This is a genomic window from Herpetosiphon sp. NSE202, assembly GCF_042688385.1.
Taxonomy (GTDB): domain Bacteria; phylum Chloroflexota; class Chloroflexia; order Chloroflexales; family Herpetosiphonaceae; genus Herpetosiphon.
This window is the reverse complement of the sequence record NZ_JBHUPY010000017.1, coordinates 148947-161393: the sequence shown is the minus strand read 5'-3', so window position 1 is coordinate 161393 and position 12447 is coordinate 148947. Positions and strand designations below refer to the sequence as shown.

The following is a 12447-nucleotide window of genomic DNA, read 5'->3' as shown; positions in this document are numbered from 1 at the left end:
TGTTAACTGGTCGGGGCGCCGCGATTCGAACGCGGGACCTCTTGAACCCCATTCAAGTGCGCTACCGGGCTGCGCCACGCCCCGTCAAGTTCTTTGGCTCTCAGTCACGACAGCCGCATTAGATTACCACGAAAGCTGATCCTTGTCAAATTGGAGGATTGGGGACTAGAAGAATACACTTTTGATCCACGAAGAGCACAAAGCGCACGAAGGACGAAACCGCGAAGATCACGAAGATCGCGAAGAACATAGAACATAGAACAGAGAGCATAGGAATTTAACCACGAAGCTGATGTGGCTATGGGCTTTTGGCTATCGGAATTTCATCCCTCATAATTCATTCCTCATTCTTTTGTTTTAGCCACAGATTGACACAGATAAGCAGGATTATTCTGCTATGCTATTGGTTAACCATACATATTCAAGCTTAGCGTTTTCTATGCGCTCATTTAGAGGTATGGATGAGCTATCACGTGCCCAATAATCCCCGAGGTAATAGCCGAATCAGAAAGATTATTCTGGTTGTTTACCTATGTTTATGTTTAATCTCAATGCCCGTAGTTTTCTTTAGTTATCAAACATCCAAGATTATTAATGATTTTTATGTTGGGGCAAACTCAAATGCTGTTGATATTGGCTGGCAGATTTTCAGCCTAGGTGGGCTGGTTGGTTTAGCCTTGGCAGCGTTTTTCTGGTCAGACTCAATTAAGCGCACGTGGTTAGAATCGAAACGTAAGTATAATCTGATGCTATTTTTACAACTAGTAAGTATAAGTTGTCTAACCCTGAGTATCTGGAATTTGCTCTATCTTAGTATCTTTTTTTAGCCACGACGAGCGCGAAGATTTTAACCGCGAAGAACGCGAAGATGGGGTGTAATGGTTCATTAGCTTGGCAACAGAAGCATGCCCTCACCCCCAGCCCCTCTCCCACTGAACGCGGGCGAGGGGAGCACGGGTTGAGTGGTTCCCCCTCGCCCATCGGATGGGAGAGGGGGCGAGGGGATCAAGCCGTAGTTAACCTGATGAACCATTACACCTCTGTTCTATGCTCTCTGTTCTATGTTCTACTTGCCCCATCCCCATGGTACAATAGCCATGTGCGTCAATCGTTGGCGCTTTTTTTGCCATTTAAACACCTAGTAGATCTGTATATGCACGCCATTCTTACCAAACAATTTCGCTTTGAAGCAGCCCATCAACTTCCCAACCATCGCGGCAAATGTGCGCGGCTCCATGGCCATTCCTATTTGCTTGAGGTCAGCGTGCGTGGGCCGATTCAGCCTGCCCGTGGTCAAAGCGACGATGGCATGGTCATCGATTTAGAACAGATTAAAGAGGTGGTCAACGAAATTCTGATTGCCCGCGTTGATCACTATAATCTCAATGATTTGTTAAGCGTGCCAAGCACCGCCGAAAATATCATTCATTGGATGTGGGATGAGCTTGAGCAACAAGCACCAGAATTTGGCGCGCTGCTGTGGCGCATGCGCCTGTGGGAAACCGCCAGCGGCTACATCGAAATTAGCCGCGCCGAACGCGAGGCCCAGCCATGAATGTGATGGAAGTCTATCGTTCGGTACAAGGCGAAGGCACCTTGATGGGCGTGCCCACCACCTTTGTGCGCTTTTTTGCCTGCAATTTGCGCTGTAGCTGGTGCGATACCAAATATTCGTGGAGCGTTAAAGAGGGCGGCAAATGGGAAAATTTGCCAATTGCCACGCTGGCCCAACGCATCGCCGAACAAGGCGCACGCCATGTTGTGCTAACTGGCGGCGAGCCAATGTTGCAACGTGAATTACCAGCGCTCGCCCAAACCTTGCGCGCAGCAGGCCATCACCTAACTGTCGAAACCAATAGCACCATTTTTCGCCCCGAACTGGTCGAGCAGATCAATCTCTGGAGCTTATCGCCAAAATTGGCTGGGGCCAACACCGGCATGCTGCGGCTCGAACCGTTGCGCCAATTTATGCAATTGGCAGCCGAACGCCAACAATGGAAATTTGTCATCACTGGCGAGAGCGATTTAGCCCAACTGCATCAATTTGTCAGCGAACATCAAGCGTTTGCTGAAGCCCAATTGCCAATTATTTGGCAGCCAGAAGGCCGTTGGGCCGAGCGCGATTATAGCCACGCCCTCGAATGGCTGGCCGAACGCGCCCAATTACCAGAATGGCGCGCCTTCAACGTGCGTGTGCTGCCTCAAATGCATGTGCTGATCTGGGGCCAAAAACGGCTTGTCTAAGTTCTTCCAAGGGAGTTGTCTGTGGCAATACGATTGCTAAGCCAGCCAACAGTTTCAGTTAACGGTTGGATTCTGGTAGGCTTATTTAGTCTGGGTCTGATTGGCTTATTGGGCTTGACCTTGGTAGCAATTCGCCGTTGGAGCAAGCCCCGCCAAGCGACTGAAGATCATTTAAGCACCATTAGCCGCAATGCCAGCATTCCCTTTGCCCTGCAACTGACCAGCCGTATGATCGATTTGGTCTTTGCGATGATTCTGTATCGCTTTTTGGCGATCGAAACCGTTGGAGCCTACGACTTCGCGGCGATAATCGTGGTGAGCTATTTTGGCACGATTGCCGATTGGGGCTTAACTGTCCTCGCAACCCACGAGATTGTGCGCCAACCAAGCCAAGCCCCCCAAACCTTTCGCACAACCCTTTGGCTACGCCTGCGCTTTGCAGTTTTAGCGCTGCCCATCGCCGTCATCTTCGTGCTGATCTATAACGGCTTAGCCGAAGCCAAAATCACAGCAGTTGGCCTGACGCGCGAGCAAATTATGGTTGTGGCAGTTTTGATGCTGACCTTGTTTCCAGCGGCAATTTCGGCGAGTGTTACGGCATGGCTGCAAGGCCACGAGCGCTTGGTCGCTGCTGCGGTTGTTAATTTGCTGACCAATATTGGCAGCGCTGCTTTTCGATTAATTGCCTTGGTTTTGGGCTTTGGAATTATCGGGATTGCCAGTGGAGCCTTGGCGGGGGCAATGCTCAGCGCCCTGTTATTTTGGCTGGTAATGCGCCGTTTCTTTCCCGATGTGGCTTGGCGTGGCCCAACCTTGCCAGCCAAACCGCTGCTCAAAGAAGGTTATCCGCTGTTGCTCAACAGTTTGTTGATGACGATTTTCTTTCGTTTCGATACGATTTTGTTGAGTGCCTTTCATGGTTTTGTCGTTACGGCAACCTATGGCGTGGCCTACAAACTGATTAATTTTACCCAAATTGTGCCGCCAATCGTGGTCAATGCAATTTTCCCCACCTTAATTCGGCGTTCTGGCGATGATCGAGCTGGCATGAGCCGCGCCTATGCTGGCACCTTGCGAATGTTGCTCAATTTGGCTTTTGGCATTGCCATCATTGCAACAATTGTGGCCGTGCCGCTCACCACATGGCTCGCCGATAAACCTGAATATTTGCCAGGCAGCGTCTATGCCTTGATGATTACGATTTGGTATTTGCCAGGCAGCTATCTGAATGGCCTGACGCAATATGTGATCATTGCCTTGGGCAAGAAGCAGGCAATTACCAAGGCCTTTGGCTTGACAGCGCTGGTCAATTTGGGCTTGAATATTTGGCTCATTCCACGTTATAGCTATTTTGCTGCTGCCACAATCACCATTATTTCCGAGCTGGTGTTGTTTATACCGCTATGGTTGGTATTGCGCCGCGAGAAGATTACCTTTAATTTGGCTGGGCTGCTGTGGCGGCCTGCGCTCTCGGCCTTGATTGCTGGTGGATTTGGCTGGTTGTTGCTGGCAATTAATGTGTATTTAGCTGGCCTCGTTACAGCATTAATCTATGCTGCTGGCTTATGGTTTAGTGGCAGCATTGGCCAAACCGAACGCGAGCTAGCTGCCCGCATGCTCAAAAAATTACGGCCCCAAGCCTCAAATTAATCCACAGAACAAATTTTAGGCAGCACAGGGAAAGTAAAGCCCTGCAAGGGTAGGTTTCTTAATGCAATGCTATGGGTAAACGTCCCCTCACCCCCCAACCCCTACAAGGATAGGTTTTTAGGCCTTTGGTAGTAGCGTGGGGCATCCCCTCACCCCCAGCCCCCTCTCCCACTGAACGTGGGCGAAGGGGAGCCGACCAGTTTTCGCCAAGGAATTGCGGGAGAACCAGCGCGTTAAAGCCCCTCGCCCGCGCCACGGGAGAGGGGTTGGGGTGAGGGGATCTTAACTACCTACCCTTGTAAGCCAACCCCCTCTCCCACTGAACGCGGGCGAGGGGGAGCATCCGTTTTACTACCGCATTGCCGAAGAACCATGGCGTTAAAGCCCCTCGCCCATCGGATGGGAGAGGGGTTGGGGTGAGGGCATCTTAGTAACGCATCATACTATTTATTATTCCTACAACGGCAACATACGTTTGCGCATTGCCCGCCGCCGATCAATATTCCAAGCCAATCCCAGCCCCACCAAGATAATCAGCCCAATTCCAACAATTTTGAGTCGCAGATTAAGCGATTCAAGCAATTCTGCTGCTTGGTTGCGGCCATTGCTATCGCCAAGTTGGCTAAATAAATTGGCGGCTTGCTCAATATTTTTGCGCGCCGCAACAATCCGAATGCCGTTCAAATCGCGGCGGGCGGTTTCGAGCAATTGCTGAGCTTTTAAGCCTTGTTCTGCCCGTTGCAAATAATCGTTGAGCACTTTTTGGCGCTCAATTTGGGCCAAATCGGCAAACAGCGGCAAGGCTTGCTCAATCGAAGTTTTGGCTTCGGCATAGCGACCTTCCAACAGCGCTACCCGCGCGGCGGCAGCTGCATCTTCAGCTTGCACACCTTTGCGCGCCTGCTCACGCAAGGCCGCAATCGCCGGATCATCCTTGATTGTCAGGGCAGTTTCGGCAGCAGCCAAGGCTTCGCTATACTGGCCAGCAGCGATCGCCGTTTCAATGCTTGCTTGATCAAAAGCTACACTCGGAGCCTGTTTCCAGCCACCATCGATCCAGGTTGGCAATTGGGCTAGCCATTCGCTTTCGAGGCTTTCGGCACTGAGGCTATAGGCTTGGCTAAGCGCTGAACGATAGCCGCTGGCAGTGCGCAAGGCCTCTAAAAAGGCCAAAAAGCGTGCCATGCCATAGCGCTGAATCAAAAACGAGACCATCGACCAACTTTGGGGATAGCCCAAGGCCGGATTATCGTAGACTGCACCAGCGCTATCTAAAGTTCGCCATGGCGCTAGTTGGTTATTTTCGACGGCTTGTTTGAGCAAGGCAATTTTGTAGCCACTTTGGCTGGTAGGCACTTCCACATATTGAGCGATACCCTCTTGCCACATCGTGCTCAAACGGCCATCGGAAAGCTCAGCGGCAATAATATGCATCAATTCATGGCGCACATTGTTGCGCAATTCCTCATCGCTCATGCCAAGGGTTTGTTGCACTGCAATGCTAATTTCGCGCCGCCCAGTGTGGGCGTGAGCCACAATGCCTTCGAGGTAGCGCGCCGCCGGATTAACCTGTTGATAGAGTTCTTTGGTGGGGTAGATTCGCAGGGTCAGTGGTGGCGCAGGCCGATAGCCAATGATCGCCGTCACTTCCTCGTAAATCGGGTCGCTATAGCCAGCGTAGCGCTGGGCCTCAGCTTCGCTGCCTTGAGGATACAAAATTGAAATATAGGTGGTTTTGCGTTCGAGCCATTGGGGAAGTTCGGCTTGGGCAAGCACAGGCCGTGGCCAAACCAGCAGGATTAAGAGTAAACACAACAATCGGCGCATCGGTAGATCCCTTTCCTATGCGCCAATTGTACCATGGCTCAACTTGGCATTACCACGAACCGCTTGAATCGCCGCTCTTGCTCGCCCACGAACCGCCTGAATCAGCACCACTTGAAGTCAATGGCTCAAGTTCAAAAAAATCTGGATCAATCGGGGTGTGCAAGACGTTTGGCAAATGAACAGCTGGATCTTGATAGGTATTGTAGCGCCAACGCGGCTTTTTACGCGCAATTGTTGGGTCGTGCGCGCGTCGCGGCTCTAAGCGCGCTTGTAACGAGCGCGGAGGAAAAAATATGATCCAGAGCGCATAACTCGACAAAAGCAACGTTGGAACCGTCACAATTGCCAAAAGCAGATTCAGCATGCCAAACGGCAAAAGCAGTTGCAGAATGATCAAGCTTAACGAGCCAAGCCACACGATTACGGTTGGTTTATGCGGAGCAAGTTTTTCCACCATCACAATCATTCCTTTTACCACGAGCCGCTTGAATCGCCGCTAGAGCTATCGGATGAACTGCTGCTGGAATCGCTCGACCACGAGCCACCAGAATCGCCACTTGACCACGAGCCACCAGAATCGCCACTCGACCATGAACCGCTATCAAAGCTCGCAGAACTGCCCGAATCGTTATTCGACCACGACCCACTATCAAAGTTTGAGCTACTGTCGTTCGACCAACCAGAATTCTGGTTGGAATCCAGCGACTGGCCGATATACATCCCTGTTGCTAGATCAGCGCCTGTATGCGAATGATCAGAATGGTGGTGATTGTGATGAAACGATGAGTTATGATGCTGCTGATAGCGGCGTTGCCCATTTGAGCGATAGTGTGAATTGCCACCTTTGAGCAAGTTACTCACAATCATCACAAACGCAAAAATAAACAACCCGATTACCAGAATTGGTACAATACTAAACATAATTGAAGGCTCCTGATACATCCAACTTCCCCCTTAACTCACTAGCGTATTGTTACCACGAGCCGCTTGAATCGCCGCTGCTGCTATCGGATGAACTGCTGCTCGAATCGCTCGACCACGAGCCGCCCGAATCGCCGCTATAACTATCGGAACTCCAGTTTGAATCGCTACTGGAACTAGAACCCCAATAGCTAGAGTTATCCGAATCGTTGCTAGAGCCGTAGATATAGCCAGTGCTGCCATAGCTATTGTTATGCGAATTGGGTTGATTAGGCAGGCCATAGCGCTTTTTGATTGCAACGAAAAACAAGAAGCCGATGAATAAGAGAGGAATACAGCAGCAAAATCCTCCCCTATCAAGTTGAAACGAAAAATTCATTGCGTGTTCCTCTCATGAAGTTTTCAACATCATTGGCTAGGTTCTAATCGTCGTCATCGTCATCATAATCATCATCGTGATCATGGCGGCGGCCATAGTAGTGCTTTTTCTTATATTTTGGCCGATAATGGTTGTAATCGTGGGATTGATAATAGTGATCGTTTGAGCGATAGGAATGCTTCGAGCCTTTGAAGCGATAGGCAAATTGGTTATATAAGCCTTTGAAATTGCGGGTATGGACGAATTTTTTGGCAACCAAGGCCACAATGACCAAGCCAACGATCAGCACAACAGCACAAAGTACCAATCCAATGAGCAGAACTTTAATCATGAATCACACTCCTTTATTGGTGTGGCTCTCGTGGATATGTACGCGGGTTTGGCGTAAACGTTGCAAACGGGGCGCGGCGCTAAGTTGAAGGGTTGGAGCAGCGGCAATGGCCAATTATTGCAATTAATGAGCCATTGCCAACCATGGGGAAATTACATGCGTTCAGGAGCGGCAATCGAGAGTAAACCCAAACCGTTGCGCAAGGCTTGAGCTGTGGCTGCAACCAATTGGCCACGGGCAGCCCGCAGCGCCAAGGTTTCGGCCTTCAAAACTGGGCAAGCATCATAGAAAATTGCAAAGGCTTTGGCGGTGGCATACAGCCAATCGGCCACCACTGACGGCGCATAGCGCTCAGCAGCATCAACAACGACTTGCGGCAAGCGTGCTAGCTCTTTCAACAAGGCTTGCTCGGCTGGGTAGGTTAGCTCGCGGCCATTGTAATTTTGCGGCAACCGCCCAAAATCGCGCAAAATTGAGCAGCAGCGGGCATGCATATATTGAATGTAGGCCGCGCTATTGCCATCAAACGCCAACATCCGATCCCAATCGACGACCACATCGTGGGCAGGGTCGTGCTGCAAATTGTGATAGATGACCGCACCAACCCCAACTTGTTCAGCAACCTCGTTGAGCCATTCGCTGGTAAAGGCAGTTTTGGCTTCGATCGCTTTTTGTTTGAGCAGGGTTTTGGCCCGCGCACAGGCTTCATCCAACAATGGCTCCAAGTAGATTGTGGTGCTAAAGCGTGGGTGCGGATTCGCGCGACCTTCCGGCCCCAAAATCATGCCACAAGCCACGTGAGCCAAATCGGCTTTGGTGTAGCCTAGGGTTTTGCTAATCGTAAAGGCTTGGCGAAAATGCAATTCTTGGGCCTGCTTGACCACATAAATAATCTTGCTTGGTTGATAGAGCGCTTCGCGATATTTGATTGCGGCAATATCGCGGGTAATGTAGAGCGTACTACCATCAGAGCGATTGAGCAACAAGGTTGGCAAGGCCTTGCCCTGTTCGTCGAGCAAATCTTTGACGATTGCCACATGGCTATCGAGCTGGGCAATCTGGTAGTGCAAAGCTTCTTTGATCACAACTTGGGCTTCGCGGGCATAGAAACTTTCGCAATGTTGCACATCGAAGGCCACGCCCAAGCGCCGATAATTGGCTTGATTGGCGTTCAAGCTCAAATCGACCAATTGTTGCAACAAGCTGATTGCTTGTGGCTCGCCGCTGGCCAGTTTGCTCGCCCATGCTTGGGCCAAATCGTGCACTTGATCATCGGCTTGATATTGCTGAGCTTGTTGCTCCAACGAGGCCAACATGCTTTCGCCATTACCATTGCGATGCTGAAAATGCTGCATTGCAGCCAGCGAAATGCCCAATTGCGGATCATAATCGCCCCAGTGGTTCATCCGAATCACTTGATAGCCCAGCGAACGATAGATATTCACAATCGCTTGGCCAATCATGGTCGAGCGCATATGGTCGACGCGCATGCGTTTGGCAATGTTTGGCGACGAATAATCAACCACCACTGCTTGTTGTTGGCCGCGATTGCTACGGCCATAGGCGGCTTTCCCTTGGCCAATATCGTTCAGTACCGATTGAGCAAAGGTTATTGGGTTGAGCGAAAAGTTGACATACGCGCCCAAGGCTGTGGCTTTTAGGACGAGGCTCTCGTGGCTAAATTTAAGCGCATTTGCTAGGGTCTGAGCAAATTGGGCTGGATTACTTGCGCGCATTTTGGCAGCCCGAAAACATGGCAAGGCCAAATCAGCCTGCACGCCCGTGGCTTTGGGAGCGACTAAATCGATCAAATCGGCAGTTATTAACGTGGTGTCAAGCAATGCATCACGAATGGCTTGCTCAAAACGAGCAAAAGTGTCCATCTCAGGCTCCAAATCAGGCTAGCAAATGTTGGTCGTATCGACGTTATATCCTAACATAATGTCAGCAATTCGTAAGTCCTAAATTGGTCGGGCGTAAGACGGATTTATAGAAAGTCAAAAGTCAGAAGTCAAAAGTCAAAATAGAGGTTGGGAGGGTGATTTTTAACCACGAAGAGCACGAAGCGCACGAAGAGCGAGTAACGTTGAACTTGAGCAATTTCCCGCCAAGCACAATAGCCAATAGCCTAACGCCAAAAGCCAAGAGCTTCAGCCTTCGTGATCTTCGCGGTTCCAATTCTTCGTGGTTTTAGCCTATTTAGTGAATGCCAATGCACACTTGATAGCTGAAATACCAGGCAATTGGCTGGGGGCCAATCAGATCGTGGGCTGCTTGTTTAAGCTGATCAAAGCCAAGCTCTTGCTCAGTTAGAGTGCCATTTTTGAGATGATAGTGATAGCCGCTGCTCAGAATTAGGTCGATAAAGCGCTGCGCAGCGCCATATTCGCAATGATGCAGCGTCAGTTCTAGTGTATGTTGAAAAAGGCCACTTGCCTGCATCCGCTGGCGATGCTGCTTATCCCAGCCTGGATGGTCTGTTGGGGTGGCGCGACGTTCAATCAGTTGCTCAAAACGCTGATCGACCTGCTGAAAAATCTGATCGAGTTCCCAATGAATCGTTGGTGGCCAATGATAGTCGTAGGCAGCAAAAACACCGCCGGGCCGCAGAATACGGGCAATTTCGGCTAGCGTTGAGCTTGGTTCCATCCAATGTAAGGCTTGGGCACAGGTCACAATATCGGCACTACTTGAATCGATGCCTGTTTGATGGCCAACTCCAGCCTGATAGCTGATACAGGAATCGGCTGCGAGCTTGCTGATAGCCACATTGCGCATATCAGCACTCGGCTCGATCCCAATCACCCGCTCAGCACGATCAGCCCAGATTATCGTTGAGCGCCCAGTACCACAGCCCAAATCCACGACCAACGCTGGGCGAGGCGTATGGCTGAGCTGCATCAAAAGATCGACAAGGACAACTGGTGCTGTCGGACGAGCTTGATCATAACGGCTCGCTTCATCAACCCAGACTATGCTTGAATCAGTCATTGAAAGCCCTCTTTGAACATTGATCCACGAATTGCGATTGGCCTTGGGCTATTTCGCCAAGTTCCCATGGCATCAGGCCCGATTTTTAACGTAGAGTTTTTTAACCACGAAGCGCACGAAGAGCACAAAGGGCGATTAACTTTGAACTTGGGCTATTTCACCCAATCTCCGATAGCCAATAGCATCACACCTTCGCGTTCTTCGTGGTTTCAATTCTTCGTGTCCTTCGTGCGCTTCGTGGATCGGTTTTTACATCCGTTCGGGAGCGGCGATTGAGAGCAAACTTAGGCCGTTGCGTAAGGCTTGGGCCGTTGCCGCTACCAAATGGCCGCGCGCAACCCGCAATTCGGGTGTTTCGGCTTTGAGTACCGAGCATGCATCGTAGAAAGCCGAGAAGGCGCGGGCCGTGGCATACAGCCAATCGGCCACCACAAATGGCGCATAGCGTGCAGCTGCTTCTTCAATAATTTGTGGCAAACGGGCCAACTCTTTGAGCAAGCCAGTTTCGGCAGGGTGGCTCAACAAGCTGCCATCGTAGTTGGCGGGCAATTCGCCAAAATCGCGCAAAATCGAGCAGCAGCGGGCATGCATATATTGCAAATAGGGCGAACTATTGCCCTCAAAGGCCAACATGCGATCCCAATCCACGGTGATATTACGCTTGGTATCTTGGTACAAATCGTTGTACATCACCGCGCCAACCCCAACTTGCTCGGCCACCTGATCGATCAAATCGGTGGTAAGTTGGGTTTTGCCTTCGCTCATTTTTTGCTCAATCAGCGCCTTGGCCCGATTGCGGGCTTCATCGAGCAAGGTTTCGAGATAAATCATATTGCCCTTGCGGGTGGAAAGTGGCTGGCCCTGCGCATCAAAGACCGTGCCAAACGAAATATGAATTAATTCGGCATCGGTGTAGCCCAAGGCTTTGCTAATCGCGAAGGTTTGGCGAAAATGCAATTCTTGGGGCTGGCCCACGATATAAATCATTGCATCGGGATTATAGGTTTGCTCGCGATATTTGATCGTAGCAATATCGCGGGTAATGTAGAGCGTGCCACCATCAGAGCGCTGAATCAAAAAGGTTGGTAATTTTTTGCCGCGATGGTCGGGCAAATCTTTGACAATAATTGCTTTGCCATCACGCTCAGCAAGCTCGCTCTCGCCTGCATCGTTGATGATTTCGCCCAGCATATCTTTGTAAAAACTTTCGCCATGCTGCACATCAAATTGCACGCCCAAGCGATCATAATTGGGCTGATTGGCGGTTTTGGTCAGATCAACCATCCATTGCCACAGCTCAAGCGCTTGGGGATCGCCTTGCTCTAATTTGAGCGACCAAGCCCGCGCTTCATCGTCTAAATCAACTTCAGCATCGGGATCGTAATCGGCATCATCGGGATTTGCACCCTTCATCAGCAAATTGTAGCGTTTGTATTGCTCTTCGATTGCAGCCAAAACGGCTTCGCCTTCGCCTTCGGGTTTACCAAAGCGAATCGTGGCGGCAATATTAACTCCAAATTGCTTGCCGTAATCGCCCAAGTGATTATCGCGAATCACTTCGTAGCCAAGCCGTTGGTAAAGATTGGCAATTGCTTGGCCGATGATGGTTGAGCGAATATGGCCAACGTGCATGCGCTTGGCGATATTGGGCGATGAATATTCGACAATCACTTTGCGCTGATTGCCTTTGCTGCTGCTGCCGTAGGTTGCGCCGCCAGCCTGAACATCGGCCAAGACGGCTTTGGCAAAGGCTTGAGGATTGAGATTGAAATTAACATAGGGGCCAGAAACCGTTGCGCTAGCCACCAAACTATCGGACGCAAATTGCAGCGCGGCGACTAATTCTTGGGCAACTTGGGCTGGATTGCTGCCACGGCTTTTGGCAGATCGAAAACATGGCAACGCTAAATCAGCCTGTACGCCAGCAGCTTTGGGAGCGCCTAAATCAATATCGGCAGCGTTAATTAAATTGGTGGCAAGCAAGGCCTCGCGAATGGCTTGCTCGAAGCGAGCAAAGGTATACATTTTTAAAACTCCAATTGGTTAATTGCTAGCGGCAGTATAGCCGAAAAGACCTATTTTAGCCGATCAAAAAGCACCCATC

11 protein-coding genes and 1 tRNA gene are annotated in these 12447 nt (G+C 50.5%); 3 read left to right on the top strand and 9 right to left on the bottom strand.

Annotation, left to right across the window (positions count from 1 at the left end):
* Positions 1-7 precede the first annotated feature (7 nt).
* Positions 8-84 (bottom strand) — tRNA-Pro (locus ACFMKP_RS20080).
* 1069 nt (positions 85-1153) lie between these two features.
* On the opposite strand from ACFMKP_RS20080, the gene queD reads away from it, so the two are divergent.
* Genes queD through ACFMKP_RS20065 form a run of 3 tightly spaced genes read left to right on the top strand, consistent with a single transcriptional unit; the run spans position 1154 to position 3894 of the window.
* Positions 1154-1555 carry a 6-carboxytetrahydropterin synthase QueD gene (queD, locus tag ACFMKP_RS20075; protein ID WP_382294463.1) on the top strand — a complete coding sequence of 134 codons (402 nt, stop codon included), beginning with the start codon at positions 1154-1156 and terminating at the stop codon, positions 1553-1555.
* Complete coding sequence (locus ACFMKP_RS20070; protein ID WP_382294461.1) at positions 1552-2244, top strand: 7-carboxy-7-deazaguanine synthase QueE; 693 nt, start codon at positions 1552-1554, stop codon at positions 2242-2244. The genes queD and ACFMKP_RS20070 overlap by 4 nt, the downstream gene beginning before the upstream one ends.
* Before the next feature lie 21 nt (positions 2245-2265).
* Complete coding sequence (locus tag ACFMKP_RS20065; RefSeq protein WP_382294459.1) at positions 2266-3894, top strand: flippase; 1629 nt, start codon at positions 2266-2268, stop codon at positions 3892-3894.
* A 456-nt stretch (positions 3895-4350) separates the two neighbouring features.
* Here ACFMKP_RS20065 and ACFMKP_RS20060 read toward each other — a convergent pair whose 3' ends face one another.
* From ACFMKP_RS20060 to argS (ACFMKP_RS20025), 8 genes are all read right to left on the bottom strand, one after another.
* On the bottom strand, positions 4351-5721 hold the full coding sequence (locus tag ACFMKP_RS20060; protein ID WP_382294457.1) for a peptidase MA family metallohydrolase: 1371 nt from the start codon (positions 5719-5721) through the stop codon (positions 4351-4353).
* Positions 5722-5770: 49 nt separating this feature from the next.
* Entirely contained in the window at positions 5771-6178 is a 408-nt protein-coding gene (locus tag ACFMKP_RS20055) for a hypothetical protein (RefSeq protein ID WP_382294455.1), read from the bottom strand.
* A gap of 14 nt (positions 6179-6192) precedes the next feature.
* Positions 6193-6642 (bottom strand): hypothetical protein, encoded by a 450-nt coding sequence (locus ACFMKP_RS20050; RefSeq protein WP_382294453.1) that lies wholly within the window; start codon positions 6640-6642, stop codon positions 6193-6195.
* A gap of 52 nt (positions 6643-6694) precedes the next feature.
* The gene (locus tag ACFMKP_RS20045; protein WP_382294451.1) at positions 6695-7021 is read right to left on the bottom strand and encodes a hypothetical protein; all 327 of its coding nucleotides are present in this window, start codon (positions 7019-7021) and stop codon (positions 6695-6697) included.
* Between the two features lie 43 nt (positions 7022-7064).
* The gene (locus tag ACFMKP_RS20040; RefSeq protein ID WP_382294449.1) at positions 7065-7352 is read right to left on the bottom strand and encodes a hypothetical protein; all 288 of its coding nucleotides are present in this window, start codon (positions 7350-7352) and stop codon (positions 7065-7067) included.
* Between the two features lie 152 nt (positions 7353-7504).
* Entirely contained in the window at positions 7505-9235 is a 1731-nt protein-coding gene (argS, locus tag ACFMKP_RS20035) for an arginine--tRNA ligase (protein WP_382294447.1), read from the bottom strand.
* Positions 9236-9551: 316 nt separating this feature from the next.
* A complete protein-coding gene (locus tag ACFMKP_RS20030; protein WP_382294445.1) occupies positions 9552-10343 on the bottom strand; it encodes a class I SAM-dependent methyltransferase in 792 nt (263 codons plus the stop codon).
* Positions 10344-10592: 249 nt separating this feature from the next.
* Complete coding sequence (gene argS, locus ACFMKP_RS20025; RefSeq protein ID WP_382294444.1) at positions 10593-12368, bottom strand: arginine--tRNA ligase; 1776 nt, start codon at positions 12366-12368, stop codon at positions 10593-10595.
* Between the last annotated feature and the right edge of the window lie 79 nt (positions 12369-12447).